17 protein-coding genes are annotated in these 22286 nt (G+C 56.6%); 9 read left to right on the top strand and 8 right to left on the bottom strand.

What is annotated here, in order from left to right; all coding sequences use genetic code 11:
* Positions 1-2: 2 nt before the first annotated feature.
* Genes VAE57_RS08715 through VAE57_RS08705 form a run of 3 tightly spaced genes read left to right on the top strand, consistent with a single transcriptional unit; the run spans position 3 to position 4840 of the window.
* Positions 3-1667, top strand: coding sequence for an NADH-quinone oxidoreductase subunit M (locus VAE57_RS08715; RefSeq protein ID WP_322821498.1), 1665 nt, complete (start codon positions 3-5; stop codon positions 1665-1667).
* 51 nt (positions 1668-1718) lie between these two features.
* Positions 1719-3230, top strand: a complete 1512-nt coding sequence (locus VAE57_RS08710) for an NADH-quinone oxidoreductase subunit M (RefSeq protein ID WP_322821497.1) — start codon at positions 1719-1721, stop codon at positions 3228-3230.
* A gap of 23 nt (positions 3231-3253) precedes the next feature.
* Positions 3254-4840: an NADH-quinone oxidoreductase subunit N gene (locus VAE57_RS08705; protein ID WP_322821496.1), complete on the top strand. Its 1587-nt coding sequence runs from the start codon at positions 3254-3256 to the stop codon at positions 4838-4840.
* An 844-nt stretch (positions 4841-5684) separates the two neighbouring features.
* Here VAE57_RS08705 and VAE57_RS08700 read toward each other — a convergent pair.
* From VAE57_RS08700 to VAE57_RS08680, 5 genes are all read right to left on the bottom strand, one after another.
* Positions 5685-6581, bottom strand: a complete 897-nt coding sequence (locus tag VAE57_RS08700) for a sulfurtransferase (RefSeq protein ID WP_322821495.1) — start codon at positions 6579-6581, stop codon at positions 5685-5687.
* 605 nt (positions 6582-7186) lie between these two features.
* A complete protein-coding gene (locus tag VAE57_RS08695) occupies positions 7187-8509 on the bottom strand; it encodes a dihydrolipoamide acetyltransferase family protein (protein ID WP_322821494.1) in 1323 nt (440 codons plus the stop codon).
* A 29-nt stretch (positions 8510-8538) separates the two neighbouring features.
* Complete coding sequence (locus tag VAE57_RS08690) at positions 8539-9534, bottom strand: pyruvate dehydrogenase complex E1 component subunit beta (protein WP_322821493.1); 996 nt, start codon at positions 9532-9534, stop codon at positions 8539-8541.
* A 93-nt stretch (positions 9535-9627) separates the two neighbouring features.
* Positions 9628-10701, bottom strand: a complete 1074-nt coding sequence (gene pdhA / locus VAE57_RS08685; RefSeq protein ID WP_322821492.1) for a pyruvate dehydrogenase (acetyl-transferring) E1 component subunit alpha — start codon at positions 10699-10701, stop codon at positions 9628-9630.
* 577 nt (positions 10702-11278) lie between these two features.
* Positions 11279-11746, bottom strand: coding sequence for a CBS domain-containing protein (locus tag VAE57_RS08680; protein WP_012257840.1), 468 nt, complete (start codon positions 11744-11746; stop codon positions 11279-11281).
* Between the two features lie 561 nt (positions 11747-12307).
* Between VAE57_RS08680 and VAE57_RS08675 the strand changes: the two genes are divergently transcribed.
* Both VAE57_RS08675 and rsmI read left to right on the top strand, forming a co-directional pair.
* Positions 12308-13285 carry a GDP-mannose 4,6-dehydratase gene (locus VAE57_RS08675; protein WP_322821491.1) on the top strand — a complete coding sequence of 326 codons (978 nt, stop codon included), beginning with the start codon at positions 12308-12310 and terminating at the stop codon, positions 13283-13285.
* A gap of 3 nt (positions 13286-13288) precedes the next feature.
* Positions 13289-14164 carry a 16S rRNA (cytidine(1402)-2'-O)-methyltransferase gene (rsmI, locus tag VAE57_RS08670; RefSeq protein WP_322821490.1) on the top strand — a complete coding sequence of 292 codons (876 nt, stop codon included), beginning with the start codon at positions 13289-13291 and terminating at the stop codon, positions 14162-14164.
* An 8-nt stretch (positions 14165-14172) separates the two neighbouring features.
* Here the strand turns inward: rsmI and VAE57_RS08665 are convergent, their stop codons facing one another.
* A complete protein-coding gene (locus VAE57_RS08665) occupies positions 14173-15240 on the bottom strand; it encodes a glucose-1-phosphate thymidylyltransferase (protein ID WP_322821489.1) in 1068 nt (355 codons plus the stop codon).
* A 124-nt stretch (positions 15241-15364) separates the two neighbouring features.
* Between VAE57_RS08665 and VAE57_RS08660 the strand changes: the two genes are divergently transcribed.
* Both VAE57_RS08660 and VAE57_RS08655 read left to right on the top strand, forming a co-directional pair.
* Positions 15365-16264 (top strand): dihydrodipicolinate synthase family protein, encoded by a 900-nt coding sequence (locus tag VAE57_RS08660; RefSeq protein WP_322821488.1) that lies wholly within the window; start codon positions 15365-15367, stop codon positions 16262-16264.
* 88 nt (positions 16265-16352) lie between these two features.
* Positions 16353-17408, top strand: coding sequence for a 3-deoxy-7-phosphoheptulonate synthase (locus tag VAE57_RS08655; protein WP_322821487.1), 1056 nt, complete (start codon positions 16353-16355; stop codon positions 17406-17408).
* 140 nt (positions 17409-17548) lie between these two features.
* Here VAE57_RS08655 and VAE57_RS08650 read toward each other — a convergent pair whose 3' ends face one another.
* Entirely contained in the window at positions 17549-18949 is a 1401-nt protein-coding gene (locus tag VAE57_RS08650; RefSeq protein ID WP_322821486.1) for an aspartate kinase, read from the bottom strand.
* A gap of 107 nt (positions 18950-19056) precedes the next feature.
* Positions 19057-20025, bottom strand: coding sequence for a quinone oxidoreductase (locus tag VAE57_RS08645; RefSeq protein WP_322821485.1), 969 nt, complete (start codon positions 20023-20025; stop codon positions 19057-19059).
* Positions 20026-20259: 234 nt separating this feature from the next.
* Between VAE57_RS08645 and VAE57_RS08640 the strand changes: the two genes are divergently transcribed.
* Both VAE57_RS08640 and VAE57_RS08635 read left to right on the top strand, forming a co-directional pair.
* Positions 20260-20901 carry a class I SAM-dependent methyltransferase gene (locus tag VAE57_RS08640; RefSeq protein WP_416208439.1) on the top strand — a complete coding sequence of 214 codons (642 nt, stop codon included), beginning with the start codon at positions 20260-20262 and terminating at the stop codon, positions 20899-20901.
* Between the two features lie 39 nt (positions 20902-20940).
* Positions 20941-22248 carry a CpXC domain-containing protein gene (locus tag VAE57_RS08635; protein ID WP_322821483.1) on the top strand — a complete coding sequence of 436 codons (1308 nt, stop codon included), beginning with the start codon at positions 20941-20943 and terminating at the stop codon, positions 22246-22248.
* Positions 22249-22286 lie beyond the last annotated feature (38 nt).

The raw sequence follows: 22286 nt of genomic DNA, 5'->3' as shown, positions 1-22286 counted from the left end.
GTATGAATCTGCCAGAGTATCTTATTCCTGCTGCTGATGGTATTCCATGGCTCACCCTGTTGGTGCTGGCGCCATTGGCCGGTATTGCGCTTATCGGGTTGGCATGGCTGCTCAGACTCAATGAGCAGACGGTGAAAGTTGGGGTGCTGGCCTGGACGGGTGTGCCGTTGTTGCTGGCCGGTATGGTCTGGGCACGTTTCGACCCGCTGGCTGTGGCGAGCGGGCAGGGCGCAGTGCAACTGGTTGAGCGTATCCCCTGGATTCAGGCGATCCGGGTTGATTACTTTCTCGGCGTGGATGGGCTGAGTCTACCGCTCGTCATCCTGACGGCAGTCATGACACCGTTGGCTGTGATTGCCAGTTGGGGTGTACGTGAGCGACTGCATGCGCACCTGGCGTTGCTCCTCTTGCTCGAAGCAGCGATGCTCGGCTACTTTGTCGCGCTCGATTTCTTCTTCTTCTTCATCTTCTGGGAATTCAGCCTCGTTCCGGCCTTCTTCCTGATCCAGGGCTGGGGGCGCGAACAACGCCGCTATGCCGCTTTCAAGTTTTTTGTCTACACGATGGCCGGCTCGTTAGGCATGCTCCTGCTTTTCCAGGTGATCTATCTGGCGATGCGCCAGGTCGGTATGCCTACATTTGATCTGATTGCACTGGGGCGGCTGGGACAGGGATTGCCGGTAGCTGGCGTCGAAGGCACCTTGCGCGATATTCTCTTCGCCTATCTTGAACAGATCGGTGTAACCAATGCTCTGGGGCGCTATCCCCTGCTCTACAGCAGTATCGCGATGTGGGCTATTTTCATAGCGTTCGCGATCAAACTGGCGGTCTGGCCGTTCCATACCTGGCTCCCCGACGCCTACGCCGAAGGGCCAACTGCGGCGAGTATCCTACTCTCGGCGGTGATGAGCAAAATGGGAGCATATGGCATGCTCCGTCTCCTGCTACCCTTTACGCCCGACGCCGCCCAGTACTTTGCCCCGATGCTGGCTGCACTGGCTATCGTTGGCGTCGTTGCTGGTGCATTTGGCGCCCTTAGTCAGGTGAATGGTGACATCAAGCGCTTGATCGGGTATACCTCGATCAATCACATGGGCTATGTGATGCTGGCAATTGCCGGTGCAGCAGCGGCAGGGGAGGCCGGAATCGATGCACGGGCCAGTGCAATCAACGGTGCGCTGGTGCAAATGGTTGCCCATGGCCTCAGCACAGGGGCACTCTTCTACCTTGCCGGGGTATTGTATGAGCGCACCGGGCGTTGGGAACTCAGTGGTCTAGGTGGATTGCGCACCGGTGCGCCAACGTTTGCCGGCGTGATGGGCATTGCGCTCTTCGCGAATCTGGGTTTGCCTGGACTGGCCGGCTTTGTGGGCGAATTCTTCATCTTCCGAGGGGCGTGGGCAACCTTACCCTTCTTTACGGCGCTGGCCGTGATCGGGCTGGTGGTGACGGCACTGGCACTGTTGCTCATGTTCCAACGCATTTTTCTGGGGCCGGCAACCGGCACACCGCGTTCTATTCCCGATCTACGCCCACAAGAATTCTGGGCCATCGTACCGATTCTGGTGCTGTCGCTGCTGATTGGTGTCTATCCCGGCCCGCTGATTGGATTGGGCAATGCTGCTGCCGGACAACTGGTCGCTATTTTTGTCCGTGCCCTGAGTTAGACGCGAAGATTGTCATCTGGCAAAGCGGATGTATTGGAGAACGGTGACCGCATGGGGCTGATAACACTTTCCGCCGACATACCCTGGTTGAGCCTAATCTGGCTTAGTATGCTGGTGCCGGCCATCATTATTGCGTTTATTCCTGATCGTTACCCCGATCTGATGCGTTGGGTCGGGACAGGATTTGCGCTGATCTCGCTTATCCTGTCACTGCTGGTCTTCCTGGCTTACGATCCGGTGCGCGGTGGTTTTCAGTTTGTTGAGTATCTTGACTGGATACCGCAACTTGGGATCAGTTACCTGTTGGGGGCGGACGGTATCAATCTGCCGATGCTACTCCTCAACGGTATCGTGATCTTCACTGGCGCACTGATGAGCTGGAATATTGAAGAGCGCACCAAAGAATATTGGGTCTGGTTGTTACTGCTAACGACCGGCGTCTATGGGGTGTTTAGTGCGCTCGACCTCTTCCTCTTCTTTGTGTTCTACGAGCTGGCAGTGCTGCCGATGTACCTGCTGATCGGCATCTGGGGAAGCACGCGCAAAGAGTACGGGGCGATGAAGCTGACCCTGTTCCTGATGGCGGGCAGTGCGCTGGTGATTATCGGCATGATCGGTCTCTATTTCGGCAGTGGCTTGCGCACCTTCAATATGCTGGTACTGGCCGAACAAGGCTTCATTGCCGGCGATCTGCAACGCTTGCTCTTCCCGGCGCTGTTTGTCGGCTTTGGAGTGCTGGCCGGCATGTTCCCTTTTCACACCTGGAGTCCAACCGGACACGTGGCGGCGCCGACGGCAGTCAGTATGTTGCATGCTGGCGTGCTGATGAAACTGGGGGCCTACGGATGTCTACGGGCAGCCATGTGGTTGATGCCGATTGGTGCGCGTGATTGGCTGCCAATCGTCGTGATCCTGACCATCCTCAACGTGGTGTACGGTGCCAGTATTGCGATGGTTCAGCGCGACGCGAAGTTCATCATCGGCTATTCATCGGTGAGCCATATGGGTCTGGTGGTGATGGGGTTGGCTGCCGGAACGCAGATAGCCGTGATGGGATCAGTCTTACAAATGTTTGCGCATGGCATCATGACGGCACTCTTCTTTGCCGTGGTCGGGCGCATGATCTACGACCGAACCCATACCCGACAATTGCCTGAATTAGGTGGATTGGGGCGGGTGATGCCCTTTGCGGCTGCGATGTTCATTTTGGGTGGTCTCTCATCAATGGGCATGCCGGGGCTGGCCGGCTTTTGGGCGGAGTTCAACATCTTCATCGGTGTCTGGGAACGATACCCGCTGGTCGCGGTGATTGCTGCATTGAGCATCCCGATCACCGGAGCCTATATTCTGCGGGCGGTCTGGGCCGTGTTCTACGACGAGGTCAAGAACCCCGAATTCTTGCATTTACCCAAACTCACCTGGCAAGAGTACAGCGGGGCGCTGATCCTGGCGCTGGTGCTGATAGGGTTGGGCCTGTATCCGGCGTGGATGACAGAGTTGATTGATACCGGCGTGCGACCATTAGTGGCGCGTCTCGGTGAAGTTATGGTGGCGCTGCGCTGATTGGGAGAGACGAAGAGGGTCGTATGTTTCAACTGACCGACATCCCGCGCCTGTTACCTGAAATTTTGCTACTGGTGCTGGCGCTGCTGGTACTGGGATCGGATATTCTGGAGCGGTGGGGCCGCACGCCGGCGGCACAACTTGAGCGTGTAAAATCATCGGCCTCGCTGACTGCGATTGGGTTGGGGATGGTACTGGTGGTGGCGCTTCTGCAAAGCGGCTATCTGTATCAATTGCCTGAAACAGCTCCAGTCAATTTCTTTACCAACATCATTCGCAACCTGCAGAGTGGCGGGCCGGGTGGTGATCCGATCATCGGCGTTTTTGCCACCGATCATCTCACGATGATTGCCCGTTTGCTGATCATCGGTGCCGCCCTGGTCACCAGTTTGCTCTGCCTCGACATTCGGCCAAACGCCCATCCGGGTGAGTTTTACGCGCTGATCATCTTTGCCACCCTTGGCATGTGCCTAATGGTCGGTGCCAATGAGCTGTTACTGGCGTATCTGGCGATTGAACTCACGTCAATCCCGCTCTACCTGTTGGCCGGTTACTTCCGCAACGATCCACGTTCGGCAGAGGCGGGGCTGAAATACTTTCTCTTCGGCGCAATCTCGTCGGCAATCCTGTTGTACGGCATGAGTCTGGCCTTTGGCACCGCACTCAATGCAGTAGGCGGAGCGACCAACTTCAACGACCTCACCCGCTTTGATCGGATCGGTGCGTTCACCGGATCGAGCGGCGGTCTGCTCACCCTGGCGATGCTCTTCATTGTGGCCGGTATGGGCTACAAGCTGGCAGTAGTTCCGTTCCACGGCTGGTCGCCTGATGTGTATGAAGGATCACCGACACCCATTACCGCCTTCATTTCAACCGCCTCGAAGGCCGCCGGTTTCATCCTGCTCTTCCGGTTACTCACAGAGACATTCCCGGCGATGGCAGGCGCACCAACCCTGAACGATGAGACCGGGGGGTGGACAGCCGTGCTGGCAGTGCTGGCCCTGCTGACGGTTGTGATCGGAAATCTGGCCGCTCTCCCGCAGACGAATGTTAAGCGGCTGCTGGCCTATTCGAGCATCGCGCACGCCGGGTTTGTGCTGTTGGGGTTGCTGGCCTGGGCCGCTGCGCAACCGTTTGATCGTGAACAGGGACTGATCGCACTGCTGTACTATCTGATTATCTACAGCCTGACCAACCTGGGAGCGTTCGGTGCGCTAGCGTTGATTGGGCAGCAGACCGGTGGCGATGATCTTGATCACCTGCGCGGTCTCTCGCGCCGCAACTTGCCGCTGGCCCTCCTCTTCACCGTCTGTATTCTCTCGCTGGCCGGAATTCCGCCGTTAGGCGGCTTTTTCGCCAAGTTTTACATCTTCATGGCCGGCTGGCAGAGTGGTGCGACCTGGCTGGTCGTGATCGCGGTCGTGATGACGATTGTGAGCCTCTACTATTATCTCCGGCTGCTGAAAGCGATGTTTATCGAGCCGGCACGTGATGAGGCTCCGGTCGCTATGCCACGCGGGATTGGCGCCGCGCTGACAATTGCGGTGATCGGCGTACTGGTATTGGGTATTTTTCCCAACCTGATTTTAAGTGTACTGGAGCGGGTATAGGTTGGGTGATGGGGTGATGCCGGTTTGGCTATCCATTCCCATACTGAACCGCTGCCTGGTGCGCCACCGGCAGCCCGCATGGTGGTCGCCGTGGGGTGAGAGAGTTGGATCCGCGCATCCGCATCAGATGCGGTGTCAGGGTGAGGTTTGGATAGCGCGGAGAATAATGGACGAATTGTCGGGGCGGGTTCTAAACCCGCTCCCCCCAGAACCCGCCCCAACAGAACCCGTCCATACAGCCACATGCATTGCCTGCATGTCACACCAAAACCGGTGCGATACCTCATATCACATCGTCATGGATTACGATGCCATACGTCACACACACCGTATGGTCAGGCGATCAACGGCATACTGCTGCGTTAGACCGGGCTGTAAGTACGCCACGTGGCGCGGCCTCCCCGTGGCACGGGCTTCCAGCCCGCGTGCAGGCATCATCGCCACCGCCGTCAGGAGCTGGCCGTGGCCGCTGGTGCGCAGGCGAGGACTTATTGCCACAACACGTCTACGCCCAGGTATCGCATTTACGCCTGACCGACTCGATGATCGAAACGGGCACATCCAGCCCCCCCGTGACCAGCAGGGTTAACGGCATGCCACGCACCGAATCGTGAGCCTGGCTGGCGCGGCAGCATGGCCGCCGCACTCCAAACGACGTGACACGCGCATAACGAGCGGGTAAGTCCACCAATCCAGCATGTGATGGCACCGACAATGGTCATCAGCCTTTTTTGCTACCATACTAGCAGCATTGGTCAGGATGCTGGTGTTGGCGATTGGCAAGTATTCATACGCCTGTGCAACCGTCTGGAAGCACGACAGCAAAGCTTTTATGAAATAAGTTCTACTTACCCGGTGACGCTTCCTCTCGTTCAAGCGGTTTGATTGGATCGTTCCCCCACTCATTCCACGAACCATCGTAGATCGCGACCCGGCGACCACTCACCAGCTCAAAGGCGATGGCCGTAGGTGTCGCTGAAACACCGCCGTTGCAGTAGGCAACGACTTCACGATCAGTCGTGGCGTCAGGATCGATGCCGGCGGCAAGAAAGCGTTCGCGGAGTTGATCAGGTGAGAGATAGGTTTGATGCGGCCCGCTGACCAGGCTCTGATAAAAGACATTGCGTGCACCGGGGATGTGGCCGCCGCGAGCGGCACGCGACTCGAAGCCTTGATACTCCCGCTCATGACGGGCATCAATCAAGAGTAGATCGCTACCCAGGGCTTGCAGCACCTGGTCAGCGGTCTTACGCAGGTGTGGTTGGGGGCGCGGGGTAAAGATCGCCGGCGGATAGTCTGGCACCTCGGTCGTCAGAGGTCGGCCTTCGGCAACCCATTTGACCATCCCACCATTCAGTACGCGTACCCGATCAAACCCGTAGTACCGGAGCACCCACATCAGACGCCCGGCAAACATCGAGTACCAGTCGTCGTAGGCAACCACCACACAATCGTCACCGATACCGCGCTTTCCCAATTCTTCAGCGATTTTGGCAGGTGGTGCTACCTGCACGGGGGTTGGGTCGTCAAGATCAACAATATCACGTGTCCAATCAATGTAGACAGCGCCGGGAATATGTCCGGCGGCGTAGTCGTCGTGGCGGGCAAAGTAGTGCGGTTTAGGGGCAGAGGGAGGCAAAACGGTACCGCGCATGTCAACGATGCGAAGTTTGGGATGCCCAAGATGGGCGGCCAGCCAGTCGGTTTCGACGAGCGGCCCTGATGGTAATTCCAGGCTCATACGATCCCTCTTTGTATCAGTACACTGGTGGATCATTGCACCACAGAGGCACAGAGAACACAGAGAAATAGTCACCTCTGTATCCTCCGTGTCTCTGTGATTACGCATGTAACACCACAGAGGCAAAGAGCGCACAGAGCATAGAACCTATTTCAAAGAACAGCTACTAAAAGTAATCTCATTCATGACTGACAGACGCTATGAAATGATCGTGACGAGCACCCACAGCATCCTCGTGAGCAGTAGGATCAACGGTGTGCCACGCACTGGATCGTGTGTACGGCTGCTGCGGCAGCATGGCTGCCACGCTCCAAACCGCGCAACACGCGCATGACGAGCGGGCAAGGCAACATCCAACGTGTGATGGCACCGGAGATGGTGTCAGTCCTCCTTGCTGTTATACCGGCAGCCCAGGAGCAGGATAGACTGTCGTTGGCGATGGCAAGCGTTCCATGAACCTGTGCGACAGTCTGGGAGCATAACAGCATAGCTGTTACAAAATAAGTTCTAGTTCCCTCTGTGTCCTCCGTGTCTCTGTGGTTAACACAATACGACACCACAGAGACACAGAGTGTGTTCTGGCAGTAACGGGTCTTTTCTACCCGTTACACGATGATATTCATCGGTGCTTCCAGAAGCTTGCGCAGCTCTTGCAGGTACTGCGCACCAACGGCACCATCGATCACCCGGTGATCGGCGCTTAACGTGAGATTCATCACCTGTCCGATCACGATCTGGTCGTCGCGCACAACCGGCACCTTACGCACGGCACCAACAGCCAGCGAGGCAGCCTGGGGCACCGAGATGATCGACCCGAACTCAACGATGCCGAACATACCGAGGTTAGTAACCTGGAATGTTGCCCCTTCGAGTTCGTTTTGTTTAATCTTCCCTTCGCGAGCACGCAACGCCATATCACGGATTTCGGCGCTAATCACGCTAATGCTCTTCTTATCGGCATCACGCACAACCGGTGCCATCAAGCCATCGTCGAGCGCAACCGCAACACCGATATTAATCTGGTTGTGGCGCACGATACCCGGCTGGCCGTCAGTAGTCTGACTGAAGCTGACATTCACCGCCGGCACCTTTGCAAGCGCCTTTGCCGCCGCCTTTACCACAAGATCGTTGACAGAGACGCGGGTACCGCTGGCTGCGATCTGTTCGCGTAGCGCCATCAGCGCATCAGCATCCACCTCGATAGTGAGATAGATATGCGGTACGCCCGGCTTACTGTCGGTCATTGCCCGGGCAATCGCTTTGCGCATCCGACCCAATGGCTCAGCACCGGCCATTGCCGGAGCTGGAGTCGGTACCGGCGTGCGGGTTGGAGCAGGTGCTGGTGCTGGAGTAGGAGCCGGGGCCGGTGCGGCGGTTGGGGCAGGAGCCGGCGCCGGAGCAACAGCTGGAGTGGCAGCACCACGCCGGGCAGCAAACTCTTCCACGTTTTCCTTGATAATCCGCCCGCCGGGACCGGTACCAACAACCTGGCGGAGATCGATGCCCAACTCTTCAGCCAGCCGACGTGCGACCGGTGAGGCCTTGATCCGACCATTTTCATCACCACCGCCGGGAGCCGCTGCGGTCGTCACCGGTGCGGGGGCTGGGGCAGGAGTCGATGCGGCTGCCGGCTCAGGAGCTGGTGCGGCTGCTGGTGCAGGTGTCGGTGCGGGCGCAGCCGCGACCGGGGCCGCACTATCACCAATAATAGCAATCGGCTGACCAATTGGCACCGTCTGCCCTTCCGGGATCAAAATCTGCTGCAACACCCCGGCTTCAAACGCTTCCAGTTCCATCGTGGCCTTATCGGTTTCGATTTCAGCGATAATATCGCCCACCGCGATCTGATCGCCGACCTTCTTCAACCAGCGGCCCACAGTACCTTCCGACATTGTGTCGGAGAGACGAGGCATGGTTACTTCACCCATGGAGCCTCCTGTAATTCATTACAGAACAGTTATCGCATGCGCTTTGTGCCGCGCATTACCTGTCGAATAGCGTAAATCAGGCTGTTGGCATTCGGCTTTGAAGCAGCCGATAAATCCTTGGCGTATGGCAGCGGTACTTCGAGACCGGCCACCCGATAGACCGGCGCATCGAGATAGTCGAACGCCTCTTCCTGGATCGTCGCCGCGATCTCAGACGTCACCCCGTATGAATACCAGTCTTCAGCGATAACGACCGCACGATTGGTCTTCTTCACCGACTCAATGATTGTGGGGCGGTCGAGTGGCCGAAGCGAGCGCAAATCTACGACCTCGACGCTAATCCCCTCTTGTTCCATGCGCTGGGCCACCTGGAGAGCTACCGCCGTCATCCGCGAATAGGAAACCACGGTGACATCAGTCCCCCGACGTTTGACTTCAGCGACCCCAATTGGCACGACATAGTCATCGTCTTCGGGAACTTCGCCCTTCGTGTCGTAGAGGGCCAGCGACTCGATAAAGATGACCGGGTCATCATCGCGAATGGCGGCACGCAGTAAGCCTTTCGCATCGTAGGGGGTTGCCGGTGCCACAACTTTCAGGCCAGGGCAGTAGGCAAACCAGTTCTCAAAGGACTGTGAGTGCGTCGCAGCCAACTGACCGGTACCACCGGAAGGTGTACGGATCACGAGCGGCACACTCACCTGGCCACCAAACATATAATGAATCTTTGAAGCATGGTTGACGACCTGGTCGATAGCGACCAGAATAAAGTTAATAGTCATAATCTCGACAACTGGACGCAGCCCCAGCATCGCTGCGCCAATCGCCACGCCGACAAAACCTTCTTCGGCAATGGGTGTATCAACCACCCGCTTCGGGCCGAACTCGGCCAATAAACCCTCGGTAACCCGGTACGAACCCTGAAAGACGCCGATCTCTTCGCCCATCAAGAGCACGTTCGGATCGCGAGCTAATTCCTCACCAAGCGTATCGTTCAGAGCCTGGCGATAGGTAATCACAGGCATAGAAACCTCTTTGCACTCAACAATTGCCGGGCGTATGGCCGGCTGTCGCGGAACTTATTGATTCAGATACATGCGTTACGTACTCTCACACTGTTACACATCAAACTCGCCGTGATTGATCTTCACCGCCCGAATGGCATCTTCGGCGGTTGGGGTGTTGGGTACCGGTGTGGCGTACATATATTTGTAGAGGTCCTCGAATTTCGGATCAGGGCTATTGTTCGCAAAATCGATGGCCTCTTGTACTTCACGCTCAACCTGTTCAGCGATGCTCTTCAACCAGGCATCGTCAATAACCCCGTGATCGAGCAGGAGGGCAGCAAACTTCCGAATCGGGTCGTACAACTCACGCCCCCGTCGTACAGATTCCGGGTCACGGTAGCGATCCGCGTCGATCACCGAATGGCCGCGGAAGCGGAAACTCACGGCATCGATAATCGCCGGCTCACCTTCGGCTTCGGCGCGTGCCCGCAAACGGCGAACAACATCGCGCACTGCCAGGACATCGGTACCATCAACACGCTCGCCGTGGATGCGGAACGAAGCGCCTTTCTTCCACAAATCCGGCTCTGATGAACCGGCCTCGACCGAGGTGCCCATACCGTAGCCGTTATTAACGATGAAGAAGAGCACCGGACACTTCCAGAGTTTCGCCAGGTTCAGCGACTCGTAAAATGCACCGATGTTTGTCGTACCGTCACCCATCTGGGCAACAACCACACCGGCCTTGTTCTGGTAACGCAGCGCATAGGCTGCGCCAACTGCCAGCGGTACCTGACCGCCAACGATGGCATAGCCACCCATAAAATTAGTCTTGCGGTCGAACAGATGCATCGAACCGCCACGACCACCAGAGACACCCGTTTCTTTACCGAACAATTCGGCCATCACCGGACCAGGGGAAACACCGCGTGCGATGATGTAACCGTGCTCGCGATAATTAGTGAAGATGTAGTCGTCTGGAGTCAAAGCAGCCATCAAACCAACGATGGTTGCCTCTTCACCGAGATTGAGGTGGCAATATCCGCCAATTTTGGCTTTTACGTACATCTCGCCGGCGCGCTCTTCAAACCGACGTATCAACAGCATCTGATAGTAGTAATGCTTAAGTTCGTCGGCGGTGGCGCGTTCAAGTAGGGGTTGAGCCGTCTCGGCTACTTCGGCCATAGTGAGAACTCCTCTCGTATGCTGGGCGTTCCGTTCCGGCTTGCTGAGGGGTTGGGTTATTTTAGCCGTGTTGGTCCGCCGTCTGATCCCTGTACCACGCTCCCACGAGCGTGCATTGCGCTCTATATTTCACCCGACCCGCAGGTCTGGGATTGCGCCCGATGTTAGTTAATGCTGAACAGTCAGGTTGCGATGCCAGATTGGTACATGACTGATGGGACACTTGCAAAACGTACTATGCACGAATTTGCATAGCCATCAGCTCAGGCAAGCAGATAGCCCCTGTGTAGCTGTGATGCACATACATCGTTTTGGTTGTAGAAGTGCTTACAGCGTAATAACACAGGTAATAACAGGTCAGTTGGCGTGATACATCTTTTGTGAGGTATATGCCAACAGATAGTCTCAAGCCCGGACATCTTCACACCGTCTGGCAGCGAGATAGACGATATGAAATGGCATACCTGTTGCTATTATGTGTCACTTACAGCGCGTACACAATGACGAAGAGTGACAATTGATGCCGGGCATCTTCCCACTCGCAGGTTCACCAGAGACACATACACGCTGAACAGGATTACATCCCTGGCGGAACCACCTCGTGGGTAAAGGCATGCGTATCGGCCCCACAACGCGGGCAGTGTTTGGGTGCTTCAAGCGCACGGACAATCTCACCACACACGCCGCAGACCCAACGCATTGCAATCTGGCGCACGAGATCGGAACGGCTGACAATGCCGACAACCTTACCGTTTTCAACGACCGGTACCCGCCGAATGCGCTGATTGGTAAGCAGATGCTGAATCTGCTCAACTTCGGTGTCGGGGCTAACACTGATTACGCTTCGGGTCATAATTTCTTTAACGGTACGCCCCTCTTTGGCGATCAGGTCGTGCTCGGTGACAAGACCTACCAGCATACCCTGGGGGTTCACAACCGGTAGACCACTGATCCGATTGCGTGTCATCAAACGGGCGGCATCCTCTACGGCAGCATCATCAGTGACGCACACCACATTTTTGGTCATGATCTCACGCGCCTTCATTCCGCTTTACCTTTCATTTCAACCTGCTGTTATCTGCAATCGTGACATTATTCACGAGAATGGTTGCTCAAACAACTCTTCTTTAGTATAGCAGAGATTGGCAAGGTGTCGGTGTGCGGCAGGTCACAGGATAGCGTGAGGAATGCGCTTGTGTAGCCCAAGTTGTTGCCTTATGTATCCTCTACCACCCTCTATACTCTCGGTGCCGCTGTGGTGAACCTATCCACCGCAGAGACACGGAGGACCCAGAGGATGGATAACCCAAGGTACTACCTTATTTGCCCACACCCCAACCCGCTCTCGTCGAGCCGGATGCTCGCGTTCCCAGGGCATAGGTGAGCCGGAGGCTCACGTTCCCAGGGGATAGCAGCGCTGAGATGGCGAGTCAGGGCGATGGTAGATAGCACGTCCATCACACCAGAAATGTAGCATCAAGATATGCTGTAGATCAGGAAGTCGCCTTCGTAGCCCACAACCCTTACAACCTGTTCAGACCGTCTCCTGCGCCTGTCTGCCGGCCAAACGTGGTATGATAGGCGATGGCTGTAACAAGGAGGCGTTATGCGGGTCTTTATTACCGGTATTACCGGGCCGGTCGGCAGTTTTCTGGCCGATTATCTGTTGACAATACCTGGAGTGGACATTCACGCCTTCAAGCGCTGGCGTAGTGATCCGCGTCCGATTGAACATCTGATCGGACGGATCACCATTCATGAGGGCGATATTGAAGATGCGTTTGCGATAGATCGGGCCATTGCTACTGCGCGTCCAGATCGTATCTTTCACCTGGCAGCGCAGAGCTACCCCAGTGCTTCCTGGGACGCACCGATCCTGACGATGCGGGCCAATGTAGAAGGCACCATCAACCTGCTCGAAGCAGCACGCCGGCATGTACCGAAGGCGCGTATTCATATTGCCGGTACCAGTGCCGAATATGGCCCGGTTCGTCCTGATGAGGTGCCGATCAGCGAAGAGCATCCCTTACGACCGGCCAGTCCATACGGGGTGAGCAAAGTTGCCGCTGAATTGAGTGGCCTGCAATACCATGCCAGTTACGGATTGCACGTGGTGGTGACCCGTTCGTTTAACCACGTCGGCCCCCGCCAGGGAGATCGTTGTTCGATCCAAACCTTCTGTCGCCAGATGGCGTTGATCGAGGCCGGGCAGCAGGAACCGGTTATGTATGTTGGCAATTTGTCACCCAAACGTGATTTTACCCATACCCGCGATGTCGCCCGGGCACTCTGGCTACTGCTTGAACACGGTACACCAGGTGAAGTGTACAACCTCTGTTCAGGGCAGGCTATGCGCATTGGCGATATTGTAGAGATGGTCGTAGCAATGGGGCGCGTACCGGTGACGGTACAGGTCGATCCGGCCCGCCTGCGCCCGGTCGATGAGCCGATCCTCCAGGGTGACAACCGCAAACTGCGAGCAGCTACCGGCTGGCAACCCGAAATCGGGATCGAGCAGATTGTGGCTGAAGTGCTTGATTACTGGCGTCAACAGATAGGCAGCGACAGGCGCATGCAGAGCTGAGGTATGGGAACACTCTACCTTGTTGCCACGCCAATCGGCAATCTCGAAGACATCACGCTCCGCGCATTACGCATCCTGCGCGAGGTACGCCTGATTGCTGCTGAAGACACGCGCCATACCCGTATTTTGCTCGATCACTACCAGATCACGACTCCCTGTATCTCGTACCACGAGCACAATAAGCTGGCACGTCAGGCTGAGTTGCTGGCTGCGCTCCAGACCGGCGATGTTGCCCTCGTCTCTGATGCGGGTACGCCGGCCATTGCCGATCCCGGTCAGGAGCTAGTGCAGGTCTGTCTGGCCGCCGGCCACACCATCGTGCCAGTGCCAGGCCCTAGTGCACCACTGGCCGCTTTAATCGCGTCGGGCATGGCAACTGACCGGTTCGCCTTTATCGGTTTTCTTCCCCGCCAGCAACGCGAGCGCCGTGAGTTACTGAGCAACATTGCCGATCTAACGCTGACGATCATCTGCTTCGAGACCCCACACCGGCTGCTGGATGCACTCGCCGATATTGGCGATGTTCTTGGTGCCCGCCAGATCGCCATTGCCAATGATCTCACCAAGCGATTCGAGATGATCATGCGCGGGACAGCGGGTGAGCTGATCGATCACTTTACGCACCAGCCACCACGTGGAGAGTTCACTATCGTGATCGCCGGTGCCGCGCAGACAGAGAGCCGCAAACGCGAACGACACCGGCTACGTGCAGCAGCTCCAACGGCTGAACCGGCAACCATTGCGGCCCACCTGAGGCGCCTGCGTGCTCAGGGACTGAGTGCCAGCGCCGCAGTTCGTCAGACTGCGCAAGATCTGCATGTGGCGAAAAATACCGTCTACGCGATCTGGCTGGAGATCGCCACCGATGAGACGGCGTAGAATCGATCTCACAATACGCCGACCGAACTGTTATCACCCAGCATAAACCGATACGCCTTTGGCCGCAATGGGCTACGCCCGATCTCGACATTCCGCCCGATCAGGCTATCTTCCAATCGGTGTGGCAGACCACGGATTGTGCAGTATTCAAGCACGATGCTATGCTCGATCTCACATTCTTCAATGTGGCAGTGGTGATAGATTGAGGTAAACGGGCCGACGTAGGCGTTTACAATCCGGGTGTGCTCACCAATAATTGCCGGGCCACGGATCGTGCTATTGATGATTTCTGCACCTGGCTCGATGATCACCTTGCCGATCAACTGCGAGTCGCGGTCAACATACCCTTGCACCGAAGGTTCCAGCTCTTCGAGCACCAGGCGATTGGCTTCCAGCATATCATCCTTCTTCCCGGTGTCGATCCACCAGCCCTCATGTACGTAGGGATATACGTTGTAGCCGTTGCTCACCAGCCACTGAATAGCGTCGGTAATCTCAAGCTCACCACGTGCTGACGGTCTAATTGCCTCAACCGCTTCAAAAATATGGTGATCGAACATATAGATGCCGACCAGTGCCAGATCCGACTTCGGCTCACGCGGCTTCTCAACCAGACGCACGACCCGACCCTCATCATCAAGTTCGGCAACACCAAACGAGCGCGGATCGCTTACCTTTTTCAACACAATCTGGGCATTGTAATCACTCCGCCCAAATTGCTCGATGAGCGGACTGATCCCGCCCTGAATGCAGTTATCGCCCAAAAACATCACAAACCGGTCATCGCCGAGAAAATCACGACTGATTTTCACTGCATGGGCCAGACCCAGGGGAGCTTCTTGCGGGATGTACGAAATTTTCACGCCCCAGCGCCGACCATTGCCCACTGCCGCCCGAATCTCATCGCCAGTGTCGCCGATAACGATCCCGATGTCGGTAATCCCGGCATCACGGATCGCTTCGATTACCCGAAACAACACCGGCTTATTGGCAACCGGCACAAGCTGTTTCGCACTGGTATAGGTAATCGGTCGCAGTCGAGTTCCTTTACCACCACTGAGCACAAGACCTTTCATAAACCGCCTTTTCTATGGTCAAATCCGATCACGCTTGCTGCTGCTTGATTCTACACCATGTCGCGGAAACGGCAACTTATGGTAGAGTCAACGGAGGACATGAGAACAGGAAGGAGACATTCCTATGGCAGAGCCGCACGGGATTATTAGCGCAATGCTTACCCCCTTCACCAGTGATGTTGGCCCGGTGGATTATGAGTGGTTGCCGGGATACCTGCGCTTTCTGGCTGATGGTGGACTCCACGGTGTGCTGGCGCTGGGCACCACCGGTGAAGGGCCGTCGATGAGTGTGGCCGAGCGAATCCGCACCCTTGAGATCATTATGGCGCACCGGGGGGAATTGAGCGTGATTGCCGGTACCGGCTGTGCTGCGCTGACCGATACGATTGCGCTGAGCCGGGCAGCGATTGATCTGGGTGTTGATGCGATTCTGGTCATGCCGCCGTTCTACATCAAGCAACCGGACGAAACCGGCATTCTGGCCTACTTCCGGGCGCTGTGCGATGCGTTACCAACTGATGCGCGCGTGATGCTGTACCATATTCCGCAGGTGACCGGGGTGCCGATTACGAGGACTATTATCGATGGCTTGCTGGCGAGCCACGGCACGCAGTTTTATGGTTTGAAAGACAGTAGTGGCGATTGGGAACACTCGAAGATGTTAATTGACAGCTATCCGCAATTACGTATCTTTACCGGTAGTGATCGCCTGATTGCCCGTGCTCTGGCCGGAGGCGCTGCCGGCGCCATTACGGCACTCTCCAGTGCTTTCCCGAAACTGGCCCGTGCAGTGTTCGATGCATTCTATCAGGGTGGTGATGTGGCGGCAGCCCAGGCTCGCCTGAGCGCTGTACGCGATCTGGTGAACCCGATCAACACACCACCAGCGCTTAAGGCGGCATTAACCTGGACAAGTGACTTGCCGGAAACGGCGCTGCGGCTCCCGTTGCTGCCCTTGAGTAACGAGGAGGCCGCTGCCCTCCGCGCTGCTTACGAGCGAATCATGGCCGGTATAATGTCCTGATTGCCGGCCAGTAGCCGCATGAGGCAAGCCAACCCTTGACTCGCGTTATACTACCTGTAACGAGCACACATTGAAAACTGGCAACGGTATGAACCAGACACCTTTAGCTAACCTGCACGTTCGCGAGTTAACCCCTCTCCAACCACCGCGAGCGTTGAAAAACGAATTACCGATCACACCGGCGGCAGCACATACGGTCGCGGAAACCCGTGCGACCATTCGGCGCATTTTACGCGGTGAAGACCAGCGCCGCATCATGGTCGTTGGCCCGTGTTCGATCCACGATCCCGAAGCAGCCCTTGAATATGCCCGCCGTTTGCAGGCACTACAAAAGCCACTGGGCGATCAGTTATTAATCGTGATGCGGGCCTATCTCGAAAAACCACGAACGACAGTAGGCTGGCGCGGCCTGATTAACGACCCACACCTCGATGGTTCCTTCGACATGGCTGCTGGTCTCCGTATTGCTCGACAACTGCTGCTAGCGATCAATGAGCTAGGGGTACCGGTTGCGACAGAGATGCTCGATCCGATCAGTCCACAGTACCTCGACGATCAGATCAGCCTGGCAACTATTGGTGCCCGCACGAGTGAAGCGCAGACTCATCGGGCGCTAGCCAGCGGTGTCTCGATGCCAGTCGGGTTCAAAAATGGCACCGACGGCGGGATTCAGGTTGCCGTCAATGCCTGCGTTTCTGCGGCAGTACCGCACAGCTTTCTGGGGATCGATGAAGACGGGCGCAGTGCCGTCGTGCGCACAACCGGCAACCCCGATAGCTTTGTCATCCTGCGCGGTGGGCGGCATGGGCCGAACTATCACCTGGAGTATATCGTCCAGACCACCCGCCTGATGCGTGAAGCCGAGCGCCAGCCCGCAGTGATGATTGACTGTAGTCATGCCAACTCCGGCAGTGATTTTCGCCGGCAGGAGGCCGTCTGGCAAACGGTGCTGGGGTATATGGTAGAGGAACCGTTGCCGATCATCGGCATGATGCTGGAGAGCAATCTCTTCGAGGGCAAGCAACCGCTGGTTGCCGACCGGAGCATGCTCCGTTACGGCGTCTCGCTCACCGATGGCTGTGTGGGTTGGGATACCACCGAACGGCTCCTGCACGAAGCACATCTGGCACTCTCGCGCAGGTAGTGGGTGGTATGAACAGGATTCCTTGCTAAAGATGTGTCAATCCTGCCATAGCCGCCTACTCTGTAGAGCGGGCTTGAGGCTGGCAAACAGTGTGGCGCGGGCATCATACCCGCGCCACGCTTTGTCATCGAACAGATCACTTACCCAACAAAAGCCGCATGCACTGCCCGCACAGCAGCATCGGCGTCGGCGTCGGCAACCACCAGTGAGATGTTGTTCTCGGTGCTACCCTGCGCAATCGCAATTACGTTAACCCGGGCTGCCCCTAACGCACCAAACACCCGTCCGGCAATGCCCGGTGTGCCCCGCATCCCTGATCCGACCACTGCGACAATTACGACCGGCGCAATGGTGCCGATGTGATCGACATCGTGGGCCGCGAATTCGTGCGCCAGTTCGCGACGGAGTTCTTCTACCACACGCTCTGACTCATCACCTGGGACGGCAAAACAGACGCTCTGCTCGCTGCTAGCCTGCGAGATGAGCAGAATGTTAGCACCAACACGGGCAACTGCGCTGAAGATACGGGCCGCCACACCGGTGAGGCCCAGCATACCCGGCCCTCCTACCGTAATCAGGCTAAGACCTCTGATAGCAGTGATTGCCCGCACGCTTTCGCCATCACCTTCCGCATCGATTAACGTTCCCGGATGGCTCGGATTGAAGGTATTGCGAATGCGAATGGGAATACGCCGGTGTACCAGCGGCTGAACCGTCTTCGGATGGAGAACGTTGGCACCATAATAGGCCATCTCACCCATCTCGGCATACGAGAGGCGAGGTAACGTTCGGGCTTCCGGCACCACCTTCGGGTTGGCTGAAAGGACACCGTCAACTTCTTTCCAGAACCAAACCTCATCGGCATCGAGATCGGCACCCAAAATAGCACAGGTGTAATCCGAACCACCACGGCCCAATGTCGTCGGCACACCCGCACGGGTCGCGCCGATAAAACCGGTGACAACCGGCACCTTTCGATCGGCCAGCATCGGCAAGAGCCTGGCCCGGCTGCGCTCGCGCGTATCCGGTTCGATAGGCGAGGCATTCCCGTACCGATCATCGGTCACAATAAGTTCGGTTGCATCAATCGCCTCGGCATCAATCCCGGCGCTACGCAGCGCAGCAGCGATCAGACGCGCATTGAGCCGTTCGCCGAGACCACTAAACAGGTCTAATGCCCGCGGAGTCAATTCCCCTAACACAGCAATACTGCGGGAAAGGTTACTCATGTAGTCGAGCATGGAACGGATCTGCGGTTCGAGCGCCGCACACTCCGCTGGCGATGCCACCTCGGCTGCTGTGCGCATATGCAGATCGAGCAGACGAGGAGCGATTTGCGCAGTCGCATCACCATTACCCGCTGCTGCCGCTTTTGCCGCTGCAATTAGAGTATCGGTCGTGCGCAGATCAGGGGCATTCATTGCCGACACCACCACGACCACCTCGTGTTCACGGGCATACGTACCGACAATCTCGGTCACACGCCGGATTGCATCGGCGCTGCCAACCGAAGTACCACCAAACTTCATCACCAGACGCATGGATCTGTCTCCTCTCTACTTATGAAAAAACGTCGCGGAGCGCTATGCTGCGCATCTCCGCGACGTAGATACCAGGAAGAAATCCCGACTGTATGGCAACAGGCCAATTACGGAATCAGTAACAACTTGCCAGTAGTGGCCCGACTGGCCAGGGCAATCTGCGCCTCAGCCGCTTCACTCAGCGGATACCGCCGGTGAATGCGAACCTGCAACTCGCCGGCACCGATCCAGGTGAACAGATCATTGGCGCGCCAGCGTAACTCTTCAGGCGTGGCAATGTAGTGGAAGAGGGTGGGCCGCGTCATAAACAGCGACCCCTTGCTACTCAGCAACAATGGTGAGATCGGCGGCAAGGGGCCACTGGCATTGCCAAAGGTAACGAACATCCCCCGTGGACGCAGGCTATCGAGACTACCTTCCAGCGTACTGGCACCGACCGAGTCGTATACCACATCGACGCCACGACCATTCGTAAATGCTCGCACCCGCTCGACAAACGACTCGCGGGTGTAGATCACCACTTCATCGGCACCGGCTGCGCGGGCCAGTTCGGCTTTTTCCGCAGTCGAAACTGTACCAATCACCCGCGCCCCCAAACGCCGGGCAATCTGTATTAGCAATAGCCCCACCCCTCCAGCCGCAGCATGCACCAGACAGGTATCACCCGCTTTCAGCGGAAAGGTGCTGAACGTCAGATAGTGGGCCGTCATGCCCTGCAGGAGCACTGCCGCTGCTGTCTCCACATCGACATTATCGGGCACCCGTACCAGCTTATCGGCTGCGGCCAGGGCATATTCGGCGTAACCGCCAATGGCGGTCGTACAACCAACCCGGTCACCAACTGCCCATTCACTCACCCCTTCACCAAGAGCATCAATCGTACCGGCCACTTCTAATCCCAGGGTAAACGGCAATGGTTGGGGGTAGAGACCGGTGCGATGGTAGATATCGATAAAATTAACCCCGGCAGCGGCCACCTTAATCCGCACCTGTCCTGGGGCAGGTTCGGGAAGAGGAATATCAACCATCTGTAACTGCTCTGGCCCACCGGTCTGATGAATCTGGATCGCCCGCATGACGCACCTCGCTGAAAGCTCACCCTTGCGCTCAGATCGAAAACCGACCTATACTATAACATAGTGCGATCACTTCGATGTTATAGCGTTTACGTCAAATCACATGAACAGCACGAGTAGACATACTGGTTGAACGTTGAAGAAGTCTCTTTGCACTCACTCCAGATATGCGGTTCCTCGCTGCGATCATACAAGATTTCAGGACAACATCGACTATCAGTGTCTACATACGAGATGGGGGCAATAGTGCGGCAGAGCGGTCTTCCACCTGAGTACTTTGAACGTTATGATGAGAGCGATGATCGCCTCTTCTATCTTTACCCCCGCCTGACAGCCCACATCGATGAAGCGGCATGCCGGGCTGTCACCAATTTGATTCGCGAGGAACTCCCTCAGGGTGGTTGTCTGCTCGATCTGATGAGCAGCTATGTCAGTCATCTACCGACTGATATTCCGCTGAATCGGGTGGTTGGGCTTGGCCTCAACGAAGAGGAGATGCGGCTCAACCCACAACTCCACGAGTATGTCATTCACGACCTCAATGCTCAGCCACGGTTACCATTCTCCGATGCTACCTTCGATGGGGTGATTTGCACCGTCTCTGTGCAATACATGACGCGACCTGTCGAAGTCTTTGCCGACGTCGCCCGTATTCTCAAACCGGGTGGCCCCTTCATCGTTACTTTTTCCAACCGTTGCTTTCCCAGTAAAGCGGTACGTATCTGGCTGGCAACCAACGACCGTCAACATCTGGAACTGGTGCGTTGCTACTTTGAACTGGCCGGCGGCTTCACGAATATCCGCTGTCTTGATCGATCCCCTCATCACTGGCTTAGTGATCCACTCTACGCCGTTGTCGGGCAACGAGTGGTATAATCAGCGATCAGTGAAGTGATTAGACACTGGAGAAAATCAATGCCTTCGGCACCTCCGCAACCGGTTCAACTTACCTGCCCTGCTTGCGGGACACGTTTTCGTTCGTTTATTTTCACATTAGTTGATGGTGGTGATCAACCAGAGCTTAAGGGAGCACTGCTGACCGGCCAACTCAACATCGCAGCCTGTCCCCGCTGTGGTGTGGCGAGCGTCCTCAGCGCACCACTCGTTTATCACGACGCCGGAAAACAGCTTTTTCTGGTGTACGTTCCGCAAGAACTCAACAGTCAACCGCAAGAGATTGATCGCTTTATCGGTGATGCATCCGCATTTTTCCTCCGCTCGTTGCCACCCGACACGCCACGCGGCTATCTGCTGGCACCACGTCGTTTTCTCAGCCTGCAATCGCTCATCGAGGCTATCTACGAAGCGGATGGTGTTTCAACAGAAGATATACGCCGACAGAACCGCTACGTCGAAATCCTTACCGATCTTGTCAATCTGGTTGAGGATGATGAGCAGTTCGCGGCTGCGGTGCAGCGGTATCACAAGGAATTGACGTCGGAATTCCTTGCGACCCTTGAAGCATTTATCGGCGCTACCAACGAGACTCAGGCGCAGATGCGGGCTATGCTCGTAAAAGTTCGCGAAAAGCTCCTTGTGCAACTCGAACGCCTCACCGAGCAGGCAGCGATTGCCGAGCTGAAAGAGGCTATCGAGCAGTTGCGTGCCGCCAGCGATGATGAATTACCCGATCTGGTCAGCGAACTTCGATTGCTCATCGATTATGGCTTTTTCCAGATGTGGACTGAGCAGATCGAGGCCGCTACTGCTGCCGGTGATACTGAGACGGCACAGCGTCTGACCGAACGCCGGGCGCGCATCCTGGAGCTGATCGAGGAGATTGATCGGACATCGCAAGAGCTGTTTGAACGCGGGACGGCCCTGATTAATGCTGTGTTGGCAGCCGCTGATCCGGTTGCCGCGTTGAAAGCGCGGGCTGATGAAGTGACTGATGATTTGCTGGTCGTGCTATCGGCAAACATTGCGGCTGCCCGGTATGCCGGTGATCAAGCGTTGCTCGAACAGCTCGAACGATTGACAACCGCAATCAAAGAAATTATCAACTCACGACTAACCCCGGAAGATCGTTTTATTAACGAACTCCTGATGCAAGAGACAACGGCAGAAGCGACGCGCTTGCTGCGCAAGAACATGACGAAAATCACCCCCGAACTGGCACGCCGGCTCAATGAGCGGGCCGAGGTGGAAGAAAAACGCGCTCAGCAGGCCAATGCCGAACGCTTACGGCAACTCGCCCGTGAAGTCAACGCACTTTTGTTCTAAACCATGCCAGAGGGGGTTTTTCACTACCCTCTGGTTAT

The organism is Chloroflexus sp., assembly GCF_034434295.1.
In the GTDB taxonomy this organism is placed as follows: Bacteria; Chloroflexota; Chloroflexia; order Chloroflexales; family Chloroflexaceae; genus Chloroflexus.
This window is presented reverse-complemented; position numbering and strand designations above follow the sequence as displayed.